Origin of the sequence: Alterluteimonas muca (assembly GCF_021191595.1) — a bacterium.
In the GTDB taxonomy this organism is placed as follows: domain Bacteria; phylum Pseudomonadota; class Gammaproteobacteria; order Xanthomonadales; family Xanthomonadaceae; genus Luteimonas; species Luteimonas muca.
Genome location: NZ_JAIWPS010000001.1, coordinates 403,984 through 425,673 on the forward strand (window position 1 = coordinate 403,984; position 21,690 = coordinate 425,673).

General features: G+C 71.0%; 17 protein-coding genes. 11 read left to right on the plus strand and 6 right to left on the minus strand.

Annotation, left to right across the window (positions count from 1 at the left end; all coding sequences use genetic code 11):
- Positions 1-29 precede the first annotated feature (29 nt).
- The 4 genes from aroQ to cutA form a co-directional block, all read right to left on the minus strand.
- Positions 30-473: a type II 3-dehydroquinate dehydratase gene (gene aroQ / locus LDO11_RS01780; RefSeq protein WP_232140034.1), complete on the minus strand. Its 444-nt coding sequence runs from the start codon at positions 471-473 to the stop codon at positions 30-32.
- A 132-nt stretch (positions 474-605) separates the two neighbouring features.
- Positions 606-1,199 (minus strand): TlpA family protein disulfide reductase, encoded by a 594-nt coding sequence (locus LDO11_RS01785; RefSeq protein ID WP_129135012.1) that lies wholly within the window; start codon positions 1,197-1,199, stop codon positions 606-608.
- The gene (locus LDO11_RS01790) at positions 1,196-3,532 is read right to left on the minus strand and encodes a protein-disulfide reductase DsbD family protein (protein WP_232140035.1); all 2,337 of its coding nucleotides are present in this window, start codon (positions 3,530-3,532) and stop codon (positions 1,196-1,198) included. Before LDO11_RS01790 ends, LDO11_RS01785 begins: the two co-directional genes overlap by 4 nt.
- A complete protein-coding gene (cutA, locus tag LDO11_RS01795; RefSeq protein ID WP_232140321.1) occupies positions 3,532-3,867 on the minus strand; it encodes a divalent-cation tolerance protein CutA in 336 nt (111 codons plus the stop codon). Before cutA ends, LDO11_RS01790 begins: the two co-directional genes overlap by 1 nt.
- A 130-nt stretch (positions 3,868-3,997) precedes the next feature.
- On the opposite strand from cutA, the gene LDO11_RS01800 reads away from it, so the two are divergent.
- The 8 genes from LDO11_RS01800 to glnE all read left to right on the plus strand — a co-directional run bounded on the left by LDO11_RS01800 (position 3,998) and on the right by glnE (position 15,008).
- On the plus strand, positions 3,998-4,486 hold the full coding sequence (locus tag LDO11_RS01800) for an acyloxyacyl hydrolase (protein WP_129135014.1): 489 nt from the start codon (positions 3,998-4,000) through the stop codon (positions 4,484-4,486).
- Between the two features lie 203 nt (positions 4,487-4,689).
- Positions 4,690-4,980 carry a co-chaperone GroES gene (gene groES / locus LDO11_RS01805; protein ID WP_129135015.1) on the plus strand — a complete coding sequence of 97 codons (291 nt, stop codon included), beginning with the start codon at positions 4,690-4,692 and terminating at the stop codon, positions 4,978-4,980.
- Positions 4,981-5,039: 59 nt separating this feature from the next.
- On the plus strand, positions 5,040-6,680 hold the full coding sequence (gene groL / locus LDO11_RS01810) for a chaperonin GroEL (protein WP_232140036.1): 1,641 nt from the start codon (positions 5,040-5,042) through the stop codon (positions 6,678-6,680).
- 154 nt (positions 6,681-6,834) lie between these two features.
- Positions 6,835-7,749 carry a DUF808 domain-containing protein gene (locus tag LDO11_RS01815; RefSeq protein WP_232140037.1) on the plus strand — a complete coding sequence of 305 codons (915 nt, stop codon included), beginning with the start codon at positions 6,835-6,837 and terminating at the stop codon, positions 7,747-7,749.
- A gap of 54 nt (positions 7,750-7,803) precedes the next feature.
- Positions 7,804-8,373 (plus strand): DUF6445 family protein, encoded by a 570-nt coding sequence (locus LDO11_RS01820; protein WP_232140039.1) that lies wholly within the window; start codon positions 7,804-7,806, stop codon positions 8,371-8,373.
- A 79-nt stretch (positions 8,374-8,452) separates the two neighbouring features.
- Entirely contained in the window at positions 8,453-9,559 is a 1,107-nt protein-coding gene (locus tag LDO11_RS01825) for a UDP-N-acetylglucosamine--N-acetylmuramyl-(pentapeptide) pyrophosphoryl-undecaprenol N-acetylglucosamine transferase (protein WP_232140041.1), read from the plus strand.
- A complete protein-coding gene (locus tag LDO11_RS01830; protein ID WP_232140043.1) occupies positions 9,556-11,178 on the plus strand; it encodes a phytoene desaturase family protein in 1,623 nt (540 codons plus the stop codon). The genes LDO11_RS01825 and LDO11_RS01830 overlap by 4 nt, the downstream gene beginning before the upstream one ends.
- A gap of 989 nt (positions 11,179-12,167) precedes the next feature.
- The gene (gene glnE, locus LDO11_RS01835) at positions 12,168-15,008 is read left to right on the plus strand and encodes a bifunctional [glutamate--ammonia ligase]-adenylyl-L-tyrosine phosphorylase/[glutamate--ammonia-ligase] adenylyltransferase (RefSeq protein ID WP_232140045.1); all 2,841 of its coding nucleotides are present in this window, start codon (positions 12,168-12,170) and stop codon (positions 15,006-15,008) included.
- A 10-nt stretch (positions 15,009-15,018) separates the two neighbouring features.
- Here glnE and LDO11_RS01840 read toward each other — a convergent pair whose 3' ends face one another.
- Together LDO11_RS01840 and LDO11_RS01845 are read right to left on the minus strand one after the other, a co-directional pair.
- Entirely contained in the window at positions 15,019-15,405 is a 387-nt protein-coding gene (locus LDO11_RS01840; RefSeq protein ID WP_232140046.1) for a TfoX/Sxy family protein, read from the minus strand.
- Entirely contained in the window at positions 15,402-15,884 is a 483-nt protein-coding gene (locus LDO11_RS01845; RefSeq protein WP_129135021.1) for a GAF domain-containing protein, read from the minus strand. Before LDO11_RS01845 ends, LDO11_RS01840 begins: the two co-directional genes overlap by 4 nt.
- A 48-nt stretch (positions 15,885-15,932) precedes the next feature.
- Between LDO11_RS01845 and bioD the strand changes: the two genes are divergently transcribed.
- From bioD to LDO11_RS01860, 3 genes are all read left to right on the plus strand, one after another.
- The gene (gene bioD, locus LDO11_RS01850; protein ID WP_232140048.1) at positions 15,933-16,676 is read left to right on the plus strand and encodes a dethiobiotin synthase; all 744 of its coding nucleotides are present in this window, start codon (positions 15,933-15,935) and stop codon (positions 16,674-16,676) included.
- Positions 16,677-16,939: 263 nt separating this feature from the next.
- Complete coding sequence (locus LDO11_RS01855) at positions 16,940-18,247, plus strand: efflux RND transporter periplasmic adaptor subunit (protein WP_232140050.1); 1,308 nt, start codon at positions 16,940-16,942, stop codon at positions 18,245-18,247.
- Between the two features lie 6 nt (positions 18,248-18,253).
- A complete protein-coding gene (locus LDO11_RS01860) occupies positions 18,254-21,424 on the plus strand; it encodes a multidrug efflux RND transporter permease subunit (protein ID WP_232140052.1) in 3,171 nt (1,056 codons plus the stop codon).
- The last annotated feature ends 266 nt before the right edge of the window (positions 21,425-21,690 follow it).

Genomic DNA, 21,690 nt, shown 5'->3' on the forward strand with positions numbered 1-21,690 from the left:
GCGGGCCGGGCATCAGGATGGGAAACGGGTCAGGCCGACGCCAGGTGCTTGAGCGCGGCGTCCAGTGCATAGCGGTAGCTGTCGGCGCCGAAGCCGCAGACCACGCCGACGGCGCGATCGCTGAAATAGCTGTGCTGGCGGAACGGCTCGCGCGCATGCGGGTTGGACAGGTGGATCTCGATGTAGGGAATCGCCACCGCCAGCAACGCATCGCGCAGCGCCACCGAGGTGTGGGTGAACGCCGCCGGGTTGATCAGTACGAAGGCGGTGCCGTCGTGTGCGGCTGCCTGCACGCGGTCCACCAGGACGTGCTCGGCGTTCGACTGCAGGCTGTCGAGCGTGTGGCCGGCGGTTTCCGCGCGCTCGCGCAGGTCGGCGTCGATCGCGGCCAGCGTGGTGCTGCCATAGACCCCGGGCTCGCGGGTGCCGAGCAGGTTGAGATTGGGGCCGTGGAGGAGCAGCAGGGTCGCCATGCAGCGCGCCGGGATGACAAGGCGCGCAGTCTGCTGCATGGGGGCGATGGTGTCCAGTTCGCCGAACTTGCCCGAAGTTGAACGTTTGTTTGAATCAGCGACCAGTCGCGGGCGTATGGTGGTGCCGGCTGCTCAGTGGCGCGCCCAGGCGTCGATCTCGCCATGCTCGAACGGGCCGATGCGGGCCTTGAGCAGGCGACCATCGGCGGAGATCAGCACCGAATACGGCAACACCCCGCGCGGATTGCCGAGCCGCACCCCGGCGTCGGTCGGCCCGGGCACGTCGAGGGCCTGCGGGTAATCGACCGGGATGCGCTCAAGGAATGCGCGCACCGCGTCGGCATCGTCGAGCGCGATGCCGAGTACCTGCGTGCCGTCGGCGCCCTGGCTGCGTGCGTAGCGGTCGAGTTCCGGCATCTCCTCGATGCACGGCGCGCACCAGCTCGCCCACAGGTTGACCAGCAGCGGCTGGCCGGCGAAATCGGCAGGCAGCGCGTAGGCATCGCCGTCGAGCGCGGGCACGGTGAACGCGGGCACCGGCTCGCCACGACGTGCGGTGGCGACGCCCTCGGGCGCCGCAGGTGCCGCCGCCTGCAGTGCGGCCTGCGCCATGCGCTGCCCGGGTTCGGTGCGCAGCAGCGGGCCGGGGCCGGAACCGAGCAGTGCCGCGCCCAGCCCGAGCAGGCCGGCGGCCAGCGCGACGCCGATGACCACGCCGGTCCTCATCGCGCACCACCCGCGGCCGCGCGGGCCACCGCGGCCAGGGTGGCGCTCTCCGTCAGCAGCGTCGGCAGCACTTCGCCGGGGCCGCCATCGGCCGGGTAGGCCACGTACAGCGGCACGCCCACGGCGCGGTGCTGGTCGAGGAACGCGGTGATCGCGGCGTCGGTATGGGTCCAGTCGCCGACCATGTAGACCGTGCCGGTTGCCGCCAGCGCGTCGCGGAACGGCTCGCGCGACAGCACCCGGCGCTCGTTGGCCTTGCAGGTCACGCACCAGTCGGCGGTCATGTTCACGAACACCGGCGTGCCCGCCGCACGCAGCGTGGCCAGCCGCTCGGCGGAATATGCGACGGCGCCGGAGTCGTCGGCGGCGTCGGCAGGCGCCGGCGGCGCGAAGCGCTCCACGCCCGCCACCGGCCACAGCGCTGCCAGCGCCAGCAGCAGCGCCAGCGCGGGCGCGGCACGCCCGCCGGTCCAGCGCTGGCGCTCGAACCACCACAGCGCCAGCGCCAGCAGCGCCAGCCCGGCGATCACCAGCGCCATCGCATCGACGCCACGCTGGCGGCCCAGCACCCACACCAGCCACACCGCGGTGAGATACATCGGGAAGGCCATCGCCTGCTTCAGCGTCTCCATCCACGGCCCCGGGCGCGGCAGGCGGTCGGCAAGCGCCGGCACGAACCCGACCAGCAGGAACGGCAGCGCCAACCCCAGCCCCAGCGCCAGGAACACCCCGAGCGCAGCCACGCCGGAACTTGCGAACGCGAACGCCAGCGCGCCCCCCATGAACGGCGCAATGCAGGGGCTGGCGACCACGCAGGCGAGCACGCCGGTGAAGAAGTCACCGGCCGGTCCGGTGCGACTGCCCAGCGACTGCGCGACCCCACCGATGCTGCCGCCCAGCGTGAACACGCCGGAAAGCGCCAGCCCGACCGCGAACACCAGATAGGCCAGCGCGGCGACGAACCACGGCTGCTGCAGCTGGAAGCCCCAGCCCAGCGCCTGCCCGGTGGCGCGCAGCCCGAGCGCCAGCAGGCCCACCGCGGCGAACGCCACCAGCACGCCGGCGGTGTACCAGAGCGCATGCCGCCGCGCGCTGGCCCGGCTGCCGCCACTCGACGCCAGCCCGACCACCTTCAGGGACAGGATCGGCAACACGCAGGGCATCAGGTTGAGCAGCAGCCCGCCCAGCAGCGCCAGCAGCAGGGCACCGGCGAGGCTGCCACCAGCGCGTGCCGGGGTCGCGACGGTACCTGCCCCCGCTGCCTCCGCTGCCGCAGCCGCCGCCGCCGCCGTCGACGCCGGCGGTGTCTCGCGAATGGCGTTGTCGGGGTCGCCGGCCGCGTCGTCATCCGCAGGCGAGGCGGGCGCCGGCTCGTCACCGGGCACGGGCGGTGCGGTCATGGCCTCGCCGGGTGCGGACCACGTCCCCGACGCCGGCACCGCGATTTCCACGGTGCGGGTCATCGGCGGATAGCAGATGCCGTCGGCCTGGCAACCCTGGAAGGTCGCGGTCAGCGCGACCGTGGTGGCATCGCCATGCAGGCGCTGCAGCGGCAGCGCGACCTCGACGGGATCGAAATACACCACCACGTTGCCGAAGTGCTCGTCGTGGTGATCGACGCCGGCCGGCCACCGGGGGCTGCCGGCGGTGATGCCCTCGCCGCGCACGGTGAATCCGCTGCGGTCGCGATACAGGTAATAGCCGGGCGCCGGCACGAAGCGCAGCAGCAGGCGGTCGCCGCCGTCGGCGATCGCATCGAAGCCGAAGGCCTGGGCCTCGGGCAGCGGCAGCGCCTGCGGGCGCAGCGCGTCGGCAACCCCGCGTGACGCAGTGCCGGCACCGAGCAGGCTGCGCCCGAGCGCGGCAAAGCCGGCGCGGCCGCTGGCGGTGGGGCCGGCGGGCAGGGCCACGCTGATCTCGCGCGTCTGCGGCGGATAGCAGATGCCGGCATCGGCGCAGCCCTGGAAGCGGACCCGCACCACGACCTGCTCGCGGCCGTCCGCGGCGTTGCCGGGCAGGGCTGCGCGCATGCGCCCACGGTAGGTCTCGACCTCACCGAAGAACTCGTCGACGTGGCGCTTGCCGTCGGGCAGCTGCAGGCCGTCCGCGGGGAAGCCTTCGGCTTCGGCGCCCATGCGGTGGCGATAGAGGTAGTAGCCCTCGGCGATGGTCCAGTCGAATTCGATGCGCTCGCGGTCCGGCGCGTGCACGCGCAGCGCGAAGGCCTCGTCCACCGGCAGCAGGTCGTCCATGTCGACCGCTGCCTGCGCGCCGCCCGCCACGACTGCGAGCGCGCCCAGCGCGAGTGCGCGCCACCAGACCGCGATACCCATCAGGATGCCGGCCCCGCGGTCTCGCGCACGATCCAGTCGAGATAGGCGGGCAGGCCGTCGACCAGGTCGCAGGCGACCAGTTCCGGCACTTCGTACGGGTGCAGCGCGCACAACCGCTCGCGTAGAGCGGCGAACGCCGCCCGGGTGGTCTTGATCAGCAACTGCACTTCCTCGCCACGCTCGACACGGCCCTCCCAGCGATAGACCGACCGCGCACCCGGCAGCAGCGTCACGCAGGCCGCCAGGCCCTCGCCCACGAGGGCGTCGGCGATGCGGTCGGCGGTGGCACGATCCGGGCAGGTGGACAGACAGAGCAGGACGGACACGGCAGGCAGGCGCAACGGGTGGGCCGCATAGGGTAGCCCACGCCCATGCGCCGCGCGCTTAAGCCCGTCGCGCCCGTCGCCGCGCGCTCACGACGGCAGGATCTACAATCTGCACTCCCCGGTTCACTAATCCCCGCCCATGTCCAGGATCCGCCTTCCGGCGCTGTGCGCCATCGCGATGGCAGCTGCCGCCGTGTTTCCCGCCGCCGCGCAATCCCAGTTCGAGCTCAGTGCCGGCGCGTCGTGGACGCGCGACAACGAGGTCACCCCGGTCATCGCCGCGGCGTGGCTGCCGGAGCTGCGTGGCCTCGACAACGCGCTGCTGCGTTGGGAGCTGGGTGTGATCCACGTGCCCGGCCGCGACGACACCGCGTACGACCTGGAGGACGACGTCACCGTCGGCCACGCCGGCCTGCGTTACGACCGCACCGACAACGGACTGACGCTGGGCTTCGGCATCGGCGTGCAGAGCGGCTACACCGACGCGCTGTCGGGCGACCCGCAGTTCGTCAGCACCATCGGCTGGCGCTGGGAGCGCTTCTCGGTGCTGGCGCGGCATATCTCCAACGCCAGCATCCACCAGCCCAACGACGGCGAGACGATGGTGGTGGCGGCCTGGCGCTTCTGAGCCGGGTCCAGGCCCGCGTCCGTCCACGGCCGGGGGCGACGGAAATTTCCATCGGGCCCCTTGAAAGGCCCTGAACGGCCCCCAACTTCTGGTCCGTGCCCGGCTTGCCGGGTCTTTGCCGCCCGCGGCCTTGGCACTCTCCGAGTGCGAGTGCTAAGATCGCCGCCATTCTTCAACCCAATCAATCACTTAAGAGGATTGACATGAGCAATATCAAGCCGCTGTACGACCGCGTGGTCATCAAGCGTACCGAGGAAGAGAAAGTCTCGGCCGGTGGCATCGTGATTCCGGATTCGGCCACCGAAAAGCCGATCAAGGGCGAGGTCGTCGCCGTGGGCGAGGGCAAGGTGCTCGACAACGGCAACCTGCGGGCGCCGAAGGTGAAGGCCGGCGACCAGGTGCTGTTCGGCAAGTACAGCGGCACCGAGGTCAAGCTCGACGGCACCGACTATCTGGTGGTGAAGGAAGACGACATCTTCGCGATCCTCGGCTGATCGCGGCGCTTCTTTCCACTCCCACGAATTCCACCCAAGACATTCAGAGGTAAAGAGTCATGGCTGCCAAGGAAATCCGCTTCGGCGAAGACGCGCGCTCCAAGATGCTGCGCGGTGTGAACACGCTTGCCAATGCCGTCAAGGCGACCCTCGGCCCGAAGGGCCGCAACGTCGTGCTCGAGAAGAGCTTCGGCTCGCCGACGATCACCAAGGACGGCGTGTCCGTCGCCAAGGAGATCGAGCTCGCCGACAAGTTCGAGAACATGGGCGCGCAGATGGTCAAGGAAGTCGCCTCGCGCACTTCCGACAACGCCGGTGACGGCACCACCACCGCCACCGTGCTGGCCCAGGCGCTGATCCGCGAGGGTTCCAAGGCGGTCGCCGCCGGCATGAACCCGATGGACCTCAAGCGCGGCATCGACCAGGCCGTCAAGGCCGCCGTCGAAGAGCTGAAGAAGCTCTCCAAGCCCACCGCCGACGACAAGGCGATCGCCCAGGTCGGCACGATCTCGGCCAACTCCGACGAAGTCATCGGCAACATCATTGCCGAGGCGATGAAGAAGGTCGGCAAGGAAGGCGTGATCACCGTCGAGGAAGGTTCGGGCCTGGACAACGAGCTCGACGTGGTCGAGGGCATGCAGTTCGACCGCGGCTACCTGTCGCCGTACTTCATCAACAACCAGCAGTCGATGTCGGCCGAGCTGGATGACCCCTTCATCCTGCTGCACGACAAGAAGATCTCCAACGTGCGTGACCTGCTGCCCGTCCTCGAGGGCGTGGCCAAGGCCGGCAAGCCGCTGCTGATCGTCGCCGAGGAAGTCGAGGGCGAGGCCCTGGCGACCTTGGTGGTCAACACCATCCGCGGCATCGTCAAGGTCTGCGCCGTCAAGGCCCCGGGCTTCGGCGACCGTCGCAAGGCGATGCTGGAAGACATGGCCGTGCTGACCGGCGGCACCGTGATCTCCGAGGAAGTCGGCCTGTCGCTCGAGAAGGCGACCATCAACGACCTCGGTCGCGCCAAGAAGATCCAGGTCACCAAGGAAAACACCACCATCATCGACGGCGCCGGCGAGACCGGTGGCATCGAGTCGCGCATCAAGCAGATCAAGGCGCAGATCGAGGAGACCTCCTCGGACTACGACCGCGAGAAGCTGCAGGAGCGCGTGGCCAAGCTGGCCGGCGGCGTTGCGGTGATCAAGGTCGGCGCTGCCACCGAGGTCGAGATGAAGGAAAAGAAGGCGCGCGTCGAAGACGCCCTGCACGCCACCCGTGCAGCGGTCGAGGAAGGCGTGGTCCCGGGCGGCGGCGTGGCCCTGCTGCGTGCCAAGGCGGCCATCGAGAACCTGCGTGGCGCCAACGAAGACCAGAACCACGGCATCGTGATCGCCCTGCGTGCGATGGAAGCACCGCTGCGCGAGATCGTCACCAACGCCGGTGAAGAGCCCTCCGTGATCGTCAACAAGGTCAAGGACGGTTCGGGCAACTTCGGCTACAACGCCGCCAACGGCGAGTTCGGCGACATGGTCGAGTTCGGCATCCTGGATCCGACCAAGGTCACCCGCACCGCGCTGCAGAACGCGGCGTCGATCGCCGGCCTGATGATCACCACCGAGGCGATGGTGGCGGAGCTTCCGAAGAAGGAAGAGCCGGCGATGCCGGGCGGCGGTGGCATGGGCGGCATGGGCGGCATGGATTTCTGATCCAGCGCCATCGCGTCACCTGCAACACGGAAAACCCCGCCGCGAGGCGGGGTTTTTCCTTGTCGCGACCGGCCGCCCCGTGCACGGCCCGACGTCATTTCCGGCATCACGCACGGGTGACACAATCCGCGCCCACGACCTCGCGGATACACCCATGGCCGGCGCCTCGCTGCTCACCCTGCTCGACGACATTGCGACGCTACTCGACGACGTCGCGCTGCTGACCAAGGCCGCCACCAAGCGGACCGCCGGGGTGCTCGGCGACGACCTCGCCCTCAATGCACAGCAGGTGGCCGGGGTGCGTGCCAGCCGCGAACTGCCGGTGGTGTGGGCGGTGTTCAAGGGCTCGCTGCTCAACAAGCTGATCCTGGTGCCGGCGGCGTTGCTGATCAGCCAGTTCCTGCCGTGGCTGGTGGTGCCGCTGATGATGGTCGGCGGCGCCTACCTCTGTTACGAGGGCTTCGAAAAGGTCGTGCACAAGCTGTTCCATCGCGACGATCGCCCGGACCCCGAGGCGCGCGTGCAGGCGGTGCTCGAAGCCGAAGAGACGCCGCAGGAGATCGAGAAGCAGAAGATCCGCGGCGCGATCCGCACCGATTTCATCCTGTCGGCCGAGATCATCGTGCTGTCGCTGGGAGTGGTGGCCGGCGCGTCGTTGCTGACCCGCTCGGTGACGCTGTCGGTGGTGGCGCTGGCGGTGACCATCGGCGTGTACGGCCTGGTCGCGGCGATCGTGAAGATGGACGACGCCGGACTGTGGATGAGTCAGCGTCGCGGCGTGCTGGTGCCGGCGACCGGGCGTGCACTGGTGTATGCGGCACCGTGGCTGATGAAGGCGCTGGGCATCCTCGGCACGATCGCGATGTTCCTGGTCGGCGGCGGCATCTTCGTGCACAACGTCGACCTGCTGCATCGCCTGCTGGAGACCGCCGAACATGCGGGCCTGCCAGGGTTCGCCGCCGATGCGCTGGCAAGCCTGGTGGTCGGCCTGGTTGTCGGTGCGCTCGTGCTCGCCGCGGTGTGGCTGTTCGGGCGCATGCGTGGCCAGCCGGCGGCACCGGCGCACTGAGTGTGGGCAGGAGGTCCACTTGCACCCGCGTGCACGCCTTCCCAGACTGCGCGGATGAGCACTTCACTGATCGTCGTCGACGACTTCCTCGCCGCCCAGGATGCCCTGCGCCTGCGCGAGGCGGGCCTGCGCCTGACCTATCCACCGCAGCAGGGCGCGTTCCCGGGCCGCAATTCCAGGGAACGGCTGCTGCTGCCGCAACTCGATGAAGCGGTATCGCGACTGGCCGGCGAGCCGCTGCGCGCGATCGATCCGCCGGAATCGCACTGCAAGTTCCGCATCACCCTCGCCGACGACGTCGGCACCGGCCGCGTGCACATCGACCAGGGTGCGTGGTGGTCGGGAATCCTCTATCTCAGCCGGCCGGAGGACTGCCGCGGCGGCACCGAGTTCTATCGCCATGTCGAGACCGGCACCGAACAGGCACCGATGACCCAGGAGGGCATCGAGGCGATGGGCTACCGCACCGGCGCCGAACTGCACGACGCGATCATCGGCCGCGACAGCAACGACATGTCGCGCTGGGAGATGACCATGCGGGTGCCGATGCGCTTCAACCGCCTGGTGCTGCTGCGGCCGTGGTTCTGGCACACCGCGTCGAGAACGGGCGCTTCGTCTACCTGATGTTCTTCACGCCCGTGCGCTGAAGGCCGGGCGGCGTGGCGTCCATAATCGCGGCCCCGCAGCGGATACGGACAGCACCTTGAAACATGTCATCGCGATGGCCGCCGGCGGTACCGGTGGCCACCTGTTCCCGGCCGAGGCCCTCGCACGTGAACTGGTCGCGCGCGGACACGGCGCGGTGATCTACACCGACGCGCGCGGCGCGCGCTACACGCACGCACTCGAAGGCCTGCCGCATGTGGTGCTGCCCGCGCGCAGCCTCGCGGGGGGCATCGGCGGCAAGCTTGCCGCCGCCACCACCATCCTCGGCGCGGCCTGGCGTGCGCGCGGCGATCTGCGCCGCCGCGGTGCCGAGGCCATGGTCGGTTTCGGCGGATATCCGAGTTTCGCGCCGGCGCTGGGTGCGCGTGCCTGCGGGCTGCCGCTGCTGCTGCACGAGCAGGGGACGCGGTTGTCGCTGGCCAACCGGCAACTCTTGCGTTTCGCCTCCGGGGTGGCCACGTCGTTCGCCGATACCGGGGGTCTTGCCCGCGTGCCCGCCGATCGCGTGGTGGAGACCGGCAATCCGGTGCGCCAGGCGATCCTCGATGCGCGCGCGCCGTATCCGCCACTGCCGGCCGACGGCCCGCTGCGGTTGCTGGTGGTTGGCGGCAGCCAGAGCGCGGCCGTATTCGGGCGCGTGGTGCCACCGGCGCTGCGCGCGCTGCCGCAAACGCTGCGCACGCGGCTGCGGCTGTCGTTGCAGCTGGCCGGCGACGACGCCGCGGCGATCGCCGGCGAACTCGCAGGCGCGGGCATCGCCGCCGAGGTGCGGCCGTTCTTCGAGGACATGGGCGCGCGCCTGCGCGATGCGCACCTGGTGGTCACCCGTGCCGGCGCCACCACCATCGCCGACCTGCTGGCGATCGGCCGCCCGGCGATCTTCGTGCCGATCCCGCAGGGCGGCTCGGCCGACGAGCAGCTGCGCAATGCGCGCACGCTCGAACAGCTGGGTGCCGGCTGGTGCATGCCGGAAGCGGAACTCGATGCGGCTGCGCTGGCCGCGCGGCTGCAGGCGCTGTTCGCGTCGACCGAAGCATTGCCGCAGGCCGCGGCCCGAGCGGCTGCAGCAGGGCGGCCGGACGCCGCCGCGCGGCTGGCGGATGCGGTGCTGGCGCTGGTCGCGCGTGGGGGGCGCGCCGCGTGAGCGCAGCGGCCGTCCACGATGTGCTGATCATCGGTGGCGGCCACAACGGGCTGGTCTGTGCCGCCTACCTGGCCGCCGCCGGGCTCGACGTGCGGGTGCTCGAGCGCCGCGGCATCGTCGGCGGCGCCGCGGTGACCGAGGAGTTCCATCCCGGCTTCCGCAATTCGAGCTGCAGCTACACCGTGAGCCTGCTCGATCCCGCGGTGATCCGCGAGCTGCGCCTGGCCGCACACGGGCTGCGCGTGGTCGAGCGTCCCTTCGCGAACTTCCTGCCACTGCCCGACGGACGCGCGTTCCGGCTTGGCGGCGGGCTGACCGCCGGCGAGGTCGCACGCCATTCGGCGCGCGACGTCGAACGCCTGGTCGCCTACGAAGCGATGCTCGGCCGCGTGGTCGCGGTGCTGCGCCAGCTGATGCGGCGCACCCCGCCCAACCCCGGCGATGGCATGGGCGTGGCCGACTGGCTGGCATCGTGGCAGGTGGTGCGCGAGCTGCGTGGCCTGGACCTTGCCACCCGGCGCGACCTGCTGGCGCTGTTCACGAAATCCGCCGGTGACCTGCTCGACGGCTGGTTCGAATGCGAGCCGCTCAAGGCCGCGCTCGGCTGGGATTCCATCGTCGGCAACTTCGCCAGCCCGTACACGCCGGGGTCGGCCTACGTGCTGCTCCACCACGTGTTCGGCGAGGTCAACGGCCGGCAGGGCGCATGGGGGCATGCGATCGGCGGGATGGGTGCGATCACCCAGGCGATGGCACGCGAGTGCGAAGCGCGCGGCGTGCGCATCGACACCGGCGCCGAAGTCGCCGAGGTGCTGGTCGCCGACGGTCGCGCACGCGGCGTGCTGCTGGCCGATGGCCGCGAACTGCACGCACGCCGCGCGGTGGTCGCCAACGTCAATCCGAAGCTGCTGTACCAGCGGCTGGTGCCGCGCAGCGCGCTCGATGACGACACCGCGCAGCGCATCGACGGCTACCGCTGCGGGTCGGGCACCTTCCGCATGAACGTGGCGCTTGCGGAGCTGCCGGACTTCACCTGCGCGCCCGGCACCGCGCTGCAGCCGCATCACCAGAGCGGGATCCTGGTCGGGCCGTCGCTGGGCTACTTCGAGCGTGCGTATTTCGATGCGCGCTCGAAGGCATACAACCCCGGCTGGGCGCGCGAGCCGGTGGTGGAGCTGGTGATCGCATCGACGCTCGACGACAGCCTCGCCCCACCCGGGCAGCACGTGGCGAGCCTGTTCTGCCAGCACGTCAATCCGGAGGTCGACGGCGGCTGGGACACCCACCGCGACACCGTCGCGGAACTGATGATCGATACCGTCGATCGCGTCGCGCCCAACTTCCGCCGCAGCGTGCTCGGCTGGAGCGCGCTGTCGCCGCTGGACCTGGAGCGCGAGTTCGGCCTGGTCGGCGGCGATATCTTCCACGGCGCGCTCGGCCTCGACCAGCTGTTCTCGGCGCGCCCGCTGCTGGGCCAGGCGGACTACCGGGGCGCAGTGCCGGCGCTGTATCTCTGCGGCTCCGGCACACACCCGGGTGGCGGTGTGACCGGACTACCGGGTCGCAACGCTGCCCGCGAACTGCTGCGCGACCTGCGACGCACCCCGCGCCCGGCCTGATCCCGCGGAAGCGGTTACATGGGCGGTGGCGCCGCCGCCATACGCAGGTGTCTGTTTTTCTTGATTTTTGTACTTGCAAGTATCGTTTTGCAGTGCAGCGTGCATCCGGGATAACACTTCGTTCACGATGGCCCCGCACCCGACGTGGGGGAGGGAGCAAAGCCCGCTACCGGTTTTCCGGCAGCGGGCTTTTTTTTGCTTCATCTCCAGTCCCACGCGATCTTGCCGCTGGAACGTTGAGCCGCGCGGTGCTTCGTTGCGATCCGCGCTGCCCGTCGCGCGCACCGGGGGCGTGCTCCCCCGGCCGGAGTCCGCGTCCAGCTAGCACGGCCGGCCGCCGGCCATCCATGGCCGGCTGGGAGCATACCCCCGGTGCACGCGACGGGCTCAAACGATCGCCGGCTCCGGCGCGGAAATCGACAGCGGTTTACTGCCGGGGTCGCCTGCACCCGGCCATGCCCGTGCGTTCAGCGGTCCACACTCTCCCGTCCCTCAGAACCGGCACGGGGGTCAACAACGCAGCAGCCGAAGTCGTCGACCGCCGCGACGGCCTCACCTTCTTCGCCGTTGATCTTCTTCCCGACGCGGTGACGGCTCGGTGCCCGCCGCGGACGCAGGGGGATGTCCAGAGCCGGCCATGGATGGCCGGCGGCCGGATGTGTTAGCAGGACGCGGAGATATCCGGCTGGGCATCCCCCTGTGGCCGTGGCGGGCCGCCCGGGACGCACCCGGCGCTCGAGACCTCGTTGACGGACGCCCGCCGCGCGCCAAAAGCAGTCATGGACGCACGCGGCCGGATGTGCGATCGGGACGCCGAGACATCCGGCCGTGCATCCCCCAAGGCCGTGATGAGCAGCCCGGGACTCGCACCGCATCTCCTTGATCGGAGAAGGAACCTTGGGCGGGAGTCCGCGAAGCGCCGGGCCGGCCCAGCGATCCCGGACAGGACGTCCGGATACGCCGCGCCGGGCGGATGCCACAATCGGCGGATGCCCGTTCCGCCTGCACCTACCGACGACCCGCTGCAGCTGATCGCCGCGCGTGCGATCGAGCGCCTCGATCGCGCAGGCGCCCTGGCCGATGGCGAGGGCGCCTGCGCGGACCCGGCGTTCCGCGCCGCCCTGTCGCGGGTCGCCATCGCCAGCGACTTCGCGGTCGACACCTTCGAGCGGCAGCCCGGCCTGCTGCGGCGGCTGGCGCACGACGCCGGCGCCACCCCGCTGCCGGAACCCGATCTCCCGATCGGCGGCCGTGACGACTGGGCCCGTGCACTGCGGCGCTGGCGTGCTGCCGAATCCACGCGCCTGGTGTGGCGCGACGTGCTTGAACTCGACGATGTCGATGCCACCCTGGCGGGCACCACGCACCTCGCCGAGCGCTGCCTGCAGCTGGCCCACGATGCGCTGGAGGCCGAGTTCATCACCCGCCACGGCGTGGTCCGCGATGCCGACGGCACGCCCGCGCGGCTGGTGGTGTTCGCACTCGGCAAGCTCGGCGGCGGCGAACTCAACTTCAGTTCCGACGTCGACCTGGTCTATGCCTATCCACACGAGGGTGAGAGCGACGGGCCGCGTCCGCTGGCCGCGGAAACCTGGTGCATGCGGCTGGGCCAGGCGCTGGCGAAGCTGCTCGACGAGGTCACCGTCGACGGCTTCTGCCACCGCGTCGACCTGCGGTTGCGTCCGTTCGGCGGTGCCGGGCGGCTGGCGCTGAGCTTCGGCGCGATGGAGCATTACTTCCAGCGCGAGGGGCGCGACTGGGAACGCTACGCCTGGCAGAAAGCGCGCCCCGTGGCCGGCGACATCGCGGCGGGCGAGGCCTTCCTGTCCGAGCTGCGGCCGTTCGTGTACCGCCGTTACCTCGACTTCGGCGCGCTCGACGGCCTGCGCGGAATGAAGGCGGCGATCAGCGCGGAAGTCGCGCGCAAGGAACTCGCCGACGACATCAAGCGCGGCCGTGGCGGCATCCGCGAGATCGAGTTCTTCGCCCAGGTGCTGCAGCTCATCCACGGCGGACGCGATGCCAGCCTGCGCGGGCGGCGCCTGCAGCCGTCCCTGCACGCGCTGGCCGCCGCACGCCATGTGCCGGTGGAGACGACGCACGCGCTGCTCGACGCCTACCGCTGGCTGCGCCGGCTGGAGAACCGCCTGCAGATGCTGCGGGACGCCCAGGTGCACGCGCTGCCATCGGAGCCGCTGGACCGCGAACGTGTCGCAGCGGGCCTCGGCCTGTCCTGGGACGCGCTGGCGCAGACCCTCGCCGACCACCGCCAGGTGGTGGCGACGACCTTCGACGCACTGCTGCATCGCGAACAGGCGCCGCAGGCCACCGACTGCGACCTGGCCGGCTACTGGCGCGCGCTGCCCGACGGTGGCGCCGCGGCGCAGCTGGAGGCGGCCGGTTTCGGTGATGCGCCGGCGGTGGACGCCGCACTGCGCGACTTCGCCCGCTCGCCCGGCGTGCGCGACCTGCCCGATATCGCCCGCACCCGCCTGGAGCGGGTGATGCCGGTGCTGCTGCAGGCCAGCGCACCCGCCGACCGGCCGCTGGAGGCGATCCGCCGCCTGCTGGCGCTGCTGCACAACGTGCTGCGCCGGTCGAGTTATCTGGCACTGCTCGACGAGCAGCCCGGCGCGCTGGCGCGGCTGGTCGACCTGATGACGCGCAGCGCGTTCCTGGCCGAGCGCGTGGCGATGCATCCGCTGCTGCTCGACGAGCTGCTCGATGCGCGCATCGAGGGCCCGCTGCCCGGTCGCGCGCAGCTGCATGCCGCCTGCCAGACGGCGCTGGCCCGCGACGATGTCGAGGCGGCGCTGTACGCCTTGAATGAGGTGCGGCAGACGCTGAGCTTCCGCATCGCGCTGGCGATGCTCGATGGACGCCAGGGCGCGCAGGACAGTGCGCGCCAGCTGGCATGGCTGGCCGACGGCGTGGTCGCCGCGGTGCTGGAGCTGGCACGTCGCGGCATGCACGACAGCCACGGCCGCATCGATGGCGCCACCTTCGCGGTGCTCGGTTACGGCAGCCTCGGCGGCGAGGAGCTCGGGGTCGGTTCCGACCTCGACCTGGTGTTCCTGTACGACGCACCGCCCTCGGCGCAGTCGGACGGCCCGCGGCCGCTGGATGCGATCCGCTGGCATGCGCGGCTGGCGCAGAAGATCGTCGCGCTGCTGGGCACCGTCACCGGCGCCGGCCGGCTGTACGAGGTCGACATCCGCCTGCGGCCCGATGGCGCCAGCGGCCTGCTGGTGTCGTCGCTCGGCAGCTACGACGACTACCAGCGCGAGCGGGCCTGGACCTGGGAACACCAGGCGCTGGTGCGCGCGCGCGCGGTGGCCGGCGATGCGTCGCTGGTCGCGGAGTTCGAGCGCGTGCGCGCGGCGGCGCTGGGGCGGCTGCGCGAGGCCGATGCGCTGCGCGACGACATCGTGTCGATGCGCCAGCGCATGCGCGCCGAGCTCGACCGCAGCCGCGATGGCGTGTTCGATCTCAAGCAGGGCGAGGGCGGCCTGGTCGACCTCGAGTTCCTGGTGCAGTACCTGGTGTTGCGCGAGGCGCACGCGATGCCCGCGCTGCTGCTGCCGCGGGCCACGCCGGCGCTGCTCGACGCGCTGTGCGGTGCCGGCATGCCGGCCGACGACACCTGCAGCGGCCTGCGCGAGGCGCATGCGACGCTGCTCGGCCTCGGCCTCGCCCAGACGCTCGATCGCCGGCCGCGGCTGGTGCCCGACAGCCGCCGCCTGCAGGACGCCCGCGCCAGCGTGCGCGCCGCCGGGGCGGCGCTGCTGGGGATCGATCCGCTGTCGGGGACGGCTGCGGCCACGCCGTAGCCGTCGCGGGTCAGTCGCGGCCGGGTTCGTCCCGCCAGCCGGGGCCGGCGTCGTCGGCGCTTCCGTCACCGTGATCGTGACGGGTGGTGGTGACCGGGCCTGCGGCCGGACGCCTCGGATCGGGCAGCTCGGCGATCGCCGCCTGCGCTTCACCGACCAGCTGCTGGCGCCGCGCTTCCGGGACCTCCTGCCAGTGGCAGTCCTGCAGCGCGCCTTCCAGCGCGTACAGCAGGTTCATGCTCGGCCGGAAGCCGGCGCGGCGCACGCGCATGTACGCGTCCACCGGGCCCGCGGCCGCGAGGTCCTCGCGGGTGTGCAGCCCGACCTGCCGCAGCCAGGCCGACGATTTCGGGCCGATGTTGCGCAGCCCCGGATCGCGCGACCGGCCGCCGCTCACCGCAGCGATTCCATGAAGATCGCGGCCACGGCTTCCAGCCCGGCCTGGTCCTCGGCATCGAAGCGCGCCGGCTGCGGGCTGTCGATGTCGAACACGCCGACCAGCCGCTCGCCATCGGCCAGCGGGACCACCAGTTCCGAGCGCGACGCCGCATCGCAGGCGATGTGGCCCGGGAAGGCATGCACGTCATCGATGCGCTGGGTGGTGCGGGTGCGCGCCGCCGCACCGCAGACGCCGCGGTCGAGCGGGATGCGCACGCAGGCGGGCTGGCCCTGGAAGGGCCCGACCACCAGCTCGGTGCCGTCGAAGAAGTAGAAGCCCACCCAGTTGAGGTCCGGCAGCGCGTGGTAGACCAGCGCCGACAGGTTGGCGGCATTGGCGACGCGGTCGCGCTCGCCGTGCAGCAGGGCGCGGGCCTGTTCGGCCAGCTGGGCGTATTGCTGCGGCTTGTCGCCGCTTAGACTTTGCGATGTGAACATGCGCCGCAGTCTACCGCGGCGACCGCACCGGTTGACGGAGGACAACGCATGGCGGAGAGCAGGCAGGCCGGGACGACGGCCACCCCCGGCGTGCTGGTCACCGGCACCGATACGGGGGTCGGCAAGAGCCTGTGCAGCGTGGCGCTGCTGCATGCGCTGCGCGCGCGGGGCCTGCGCGCGGTGGGCATGAAGCCGGTGGCCGCCGGCTGCGAGCCGACCGCCGACGGCCTGCGCAACGAGGATGCGCTGGCGTTGCAGGAGGCCAGCACGTCGCGCCCGCGGTATGCCGACGTCAACCCGTGGGCGCTGCCGGAACCGACCGCGCCGCAGCTTGCCGCGCGTGCGGCCGGGGTGCGGGTGGAGCTGGCGCCGGTGCTGGCCGCGCACGCACGCCTGGCGGCTGGCGCCGACATCGTGGTGGTGGAGGGCGCCGGTGGCTGGCTGTCGCCACTGGGCGACGGCATCGAGCATGCCGACCTGGCGCGCGCGCTGCAGCTGCCGGTGCTGCTGGTGGTCGGCCTGCGGCTGGGATGCCTCAACCATGCACGCCTGAGCGCGCGGACGGTGATCGCCGACGGCTGCCGGCTGTTGGGCTGGGTCGGCAGTGCCGTCGACCCGCGGTTCGAGCACCGCGACGGCTATCTGGACCTGCTGCGTGCCGCGCTGCCGGCGCCCTGCCTCGGCGTGCTGCCCTATGCGCCGGACGCCGGGCCGGCGTCGCAGGGCGTGCACCTGGCCGCGGCCGCGGCTGCCATCGCCGGCACCGGCAGGCCGCGCGTCGGGGCCGGTTAGGGCGCCCGGGGCCGCGCCGCCGGCGTGGCCCGCCGCGGCTGCCGCTTGCGTTCTGTCCGCGGTGCCGGCGAGGTCCCCCGCCGCGTGACAGCTGGCCTTTCGGGGCCGGGTGCACCCGGCCAGCGCCATGGTGCATGCGGAATCGGCCGACATTTCTGGTGACTTCCGGCACGCGACTGCTTAGACTTTTTTTCCTGTACTCACTGGTATAGCAATAGGCGCCCGCCCGGGTGCCGGTTATCCCTTTTCCACGGAGCTCCCCCATGTCGATGCGTCCGCGCCTGATCGCGCTTGCCGCCAGTGCCCTCCTGCTTGCCGCCTGCGGTGGCGAACAGGAACAGCAGGCGCCACCGCCGCCCGAGGTCGGAGTGATCACGGTACAGCCGTCGACGGTGGCGATGACCAAAGACATGGTCGGGCGGCTGGCGCCGTTCCGCAGTGCCGACGTGCGCGCCCGCGTGCCGGGGGTGGTGCAGCGCCGCGTCTACGAGGAAGGCAGCGACGTGCGCGAGGGCGATGTGCTGTTCGTGATCGACCCGGCACCGTTCCAGGCCGACCTCAGCGCCGCCCAGGCCGCGCTGGCGCAGGCCGAGGCCAACGCCGCCAACGCCCGCTCGATGGCCGAGCGCGCGCGTCGGCTGGCACCGGAGAACTTCATCTCGCGCTCCGACCTCGACAACGCGCTGGCCGCCGAACGCAGCGCGACCGCGGCGGTGCAGGCGGCGCGCGCGTCGACGGAGTCCGCGCGCATCAACCTCGGCTACGCGACCGTGCGCGCGCCGATTTCCGGCCGTGCCGGCAAGCAGCAGGTCACCGAGGGTGCGCTGGTCGGGCAGGGTACGGCCACGCTTCTCACCACCGTCGACCAGATCGACCCGCTGTACGTGAACTTCTCGCTCAGCCTGGCCGAGCTCGAGGACCTGCGGGGCCGCCAGCTGCAGAACGATGGCGCGGTGGCGGTGGAAGTGCTGCTGCAGGACGGCAGCGTGTATCCGCACGCCGGTGAGGTGGATTTCTCCGGTGACGTGGTCGACCCCGCCACCGGCGCGGTGTCGCTGCGCGCCACGCTGCCCAACCCCGACCGCCGCCTGCTGCCCGGCGCCTACGTCACCCTCAAGGCGACGATGGGCCAGCAGTCCGGCCTGTACCTGGTGCCGCAGAGCGCGCTGCAGCGTGATCCAGCCGGCGGTTACCTGATGGTGGTCGGCCAGGACGGCATGGTCGCGCGCCGCGACGTCACCGTGGACCGCGCGCAGGACGGCCAGTGGGTGGTGAGCCAGGGCCTGTCGCCCGGCGACCAGGTGATCGTCTCCGGCCTGCAGCGCGTGCGCGCAGATGCGCCCGCGGTGGCGGTGCCGTGGCAGCCGGCCGCAGCGGGCCGGGGCCCGGCCGCACCCACCGCCGAAGGCGACGCCGCAGCCGCCCCTGCCGCTGCCGGCGAGGCGGGTGCCGCAGGTGCCGACGGACAGACGGGCGCTGACGGCGCTGCCGCCGTGCCGCCGGATGCGCAGGGCGACGCCGCCGGGGCCGCGGCACGCGAGGCCGCAGCACCGGCCGACACCCAGGACTGATCCGCCATGCCCAAGTTCTTCATCAACCACCCGGTCTTCGCCTGGGTCATCTCGATCCTGATCTCGCTGTCGGGCCTGATCGCCGTGCTCAACATGGGCGTGGAGTCCTACCCGAACGTGGCGCCGCCGCAGGTGACCGTCGGCGCGACCTACCCCGGTGCCGATGCGCAGACCACCGAACAGGCGGTCACCCAGGTCATCGAGCAGCAGCTGACCGGCATCGACAACCTGCTGTATTTCAGCTCCAGCTCGAGCTCGTCCGGCCGCGCCAGCATCACCCTGACCTTCCAGACCGGTACCGACCCCGACATCGCCCAGGTGCAGGTGCAGAACAAGGTGGCACTGGCCACCCCGCGGCTGCCCACCCAGGTGACCCAGCAGGGCGTGGTGGTGGCCAAGGCCAACGCCGGCTTCCTGATGGTGGTGGCGCTGCGTTCGTCCAATCCCGCGATCGACCGCAACGCGCTCAACAACATGATCGGCGCCAACGTGCTCGAGCAGATCGCGCGCGTGCCGGGCGTGGGCAGCACCCAGCAGTTCGGTTCCGAGTACGCCATGAACATCTGGCTCAACCCGGAGCGGCTGCAGGGCTTCGGGATGTCGGCCAGCGAGGTGCTGGCCGCGGTGCGCGCGCAGAACGTGCAGTTCGCCGCCGGCTCGCTCGGCGCCGACCCGGCCCCGGAGGGCCAGGGCTTCACCGCCACGGTCTCGGCGGAAGGCCGCTTCGCCTCGCCGGAGGAGTTCGAGAACATCATCCTGCGCGCCGGTGCCGACGGATCCACGGTGCGGCTGCGCGACGTCGCCCGGCTCGAGGTCGGCGCCTCCGGCTACGGCTTCGACACCCGCTTCAACGGCGTGCCGACCGGTGCCTTTGCGATCCAGCTGCTGCCCGGTGCCAATGCGCTGACCGTCGCCGACGCGGTGACCGCGCGCATGGACGAGCTGTCGGCGAGCTTCCCCGAAGGCGTGGAGTGGTTCAGCCCGTTCGACAGCACCACCTTCGTCACCATGTCGATCCAGGAAGTGCTGGTCACCCTGCTCGAGGCGGTGGTGCTGGTGTTCCTGGTGATGCTGCTGTTCCTGCAGAACCTGCGCGCCACCATCATCCCGACGCTGGTGATCCCGGTGGCGCTGCTGGGCACCTTCCTCGGCCTGTCGCTGATCGGCTTCACCGTCAACCAGCTGACGCTGTTCGCGATGGTCTTGTCGATCGGCATCGTGGTCGACGACGCGATCATCGTGATCGAGAACGTCGAACGCATCATGGCGGAGGAACACCTGCCAGCGCGCGAGGCGACCATCAAGGCGATGGACCAGATCACCGGCGCGGTGGTGGCGATCACCGTGGTGCTGGCGGCGGTGTTCATCCCCAGCGCGCTGCAGGGCGGTGCGTCGGGCGAGATCTACAAGCAGTTCGCGATCACCATCGCCATCTCGATGGGCTTCTCGGCATTCCTCGCGCTGGGCTTCACGCCGGCGCTGTGCGCGACGTTCCTCAAGCAGCACGAGCCCGGGGAGAAGAAGCAGAACGTCGTGTTCCGCACCTTCAACCGCTACTACGAGAAGACCAGCGGCGTGTACGTGCGCCACATCTCCAGCGCGGTGCGGCATGCGCCGAAGTGGATGCTGGTGTTCGTGGTGATCGTCGCGGTCACCGGGCTGCTGTTCGCCCGCCTGCCGTCGAGCTTCGTGCCCGAGGAGGACCAGGGCTATGCGATGGCGATCGTGCAGCTGCCGCCCGGCGCCACGCTGCAGCGTACCCAGGCGGTGTTCGAGGATGTCCGCGCGACGCTCGAACAGCTGCCGGGCTACGAGAGCATGATGCAGGTGGCCGGTTTCAGCTTCGTCGGCCAGGGCGAGAACGTCGGCATGGCCTTCATCAAGCTCACCGACTGGGCGGAGCGCGAGGGCACGGTCAATGACTTCCTGCAGGAGGCCAATGGCGCGCTGTACGGCATCCGCGACGCGCAGATCTTCGTGGTCAACCTGCCCACGATCCAGGGCCTGGGCCAGTTCGGCGGCTTCGACATGTACCTGCAGGACCGTGCCGGCGCCGGCCGCGATGCGCTGCAGGCCGCGCGCAACCAGCTGCTGGGCGCGGCCGCGCAGCAGCCGGACCTGCTGCAGGGCGTGCGCCCGAACACGCTCGAGGACGCGCCGCAACTCAGGCTCACGGTCGACCGCGTGCAGGCCGAGGCGATGGGGCTGTCGGTCGGTGACATCTACAACGCGATCCAGCTGATGCTGGCGCCGGTGTACGTCAACGACTACTTCTCCGAAGGCCGCATCCGCCGCGTCAACATGCGTGCCGACGCGCCGTACCGCACCGACCCGGGCTCGCTCAACCGCTTCTACACGCCGGCCCCGCAGCCGGGCATGGATGGCGACCGGGCGATGATCCCGCTGTCGAACGTGGTCGATGCGCAGTGGGTCACGAGCACGCCATCGCTGACCCGCTACAACGGCTATGCCGCGGTCAACATCGTCGGCTCCGCCGCTCCGGGGCGCAGTTCCGGCGAGGCGATGCAGGCGATGGAGGACCTGGTCGCGAACGAACTGCCGCCGGGCTTCGGTGCCGACTGGGCGGGCATGTCGTACCAGGAGATCATCGCCGGCAACACCGCGACGCTGCTGCTGGTGCTGTCGGTGGTGGTGGTGTTCCTGGCGCTGGCCGCGCTCTACGAGAGCTGGTCGATCCCGGTGGCGGTGCTGCTGATCGTGCCGCTGGGTATCCTCGGCGCGGTGGTGTTCACCATGCTGCGGCCCGGGCTGTCGAACGACATCTTCTTCAAGATCGGCATGATCACGGTGATCGGCCTGGCGGCGAAGAACGCGATCCTGATCGTCGAGTTCGCGGTGCAGCAGCTGGTGGAGGGCAGGAAGCTGGGCGAGGCGGTGATCGAGGCGGCGCGCCTGCGCTTCCGCCCGATCCTGATGACCTCGTTCGCCTTCATCATGGGCGTGACGCCGATGGCGCTGTCGACCGGCGCCGGCGCCAACGCACGTCACGCCCTGGGCACCGGCGTGATCGGCGGCATGCTGTTCGCGACCTTCCTCGGCCTGCTGTTCATCCCGCTGTTCTTCGTGATCGTGCGACGGGTGCTGGGCGACAGGCTCGACCAGCCGTCGCGCTCGGTGCAGGCCCAGCACCACGCGGATTCCGGCGCCGTCGGCTGACGGCTCGGGTCGGCCAGACGAAAGCCCCGCCAATGGCGGGGCTTTTTCTGGGTTATCTTCAGATTGCCGAGCGACGGTATACGGCTGGAATGCTTGTGCGTCCGTGGGTGGCTTCGTTGTGGTTCGCGCTGCCCGTCGCGCGCACCGGGGGGTGTGCTCCCCCGGCCGGAGTCCGCGTCCAGCTACCACGGCCGGCCGCCGGCCATCCATGGCCGGCTGGGAGCACACCCCGCGGTGCACGCGACGGGCCCTGGCGTTCGCGGGGT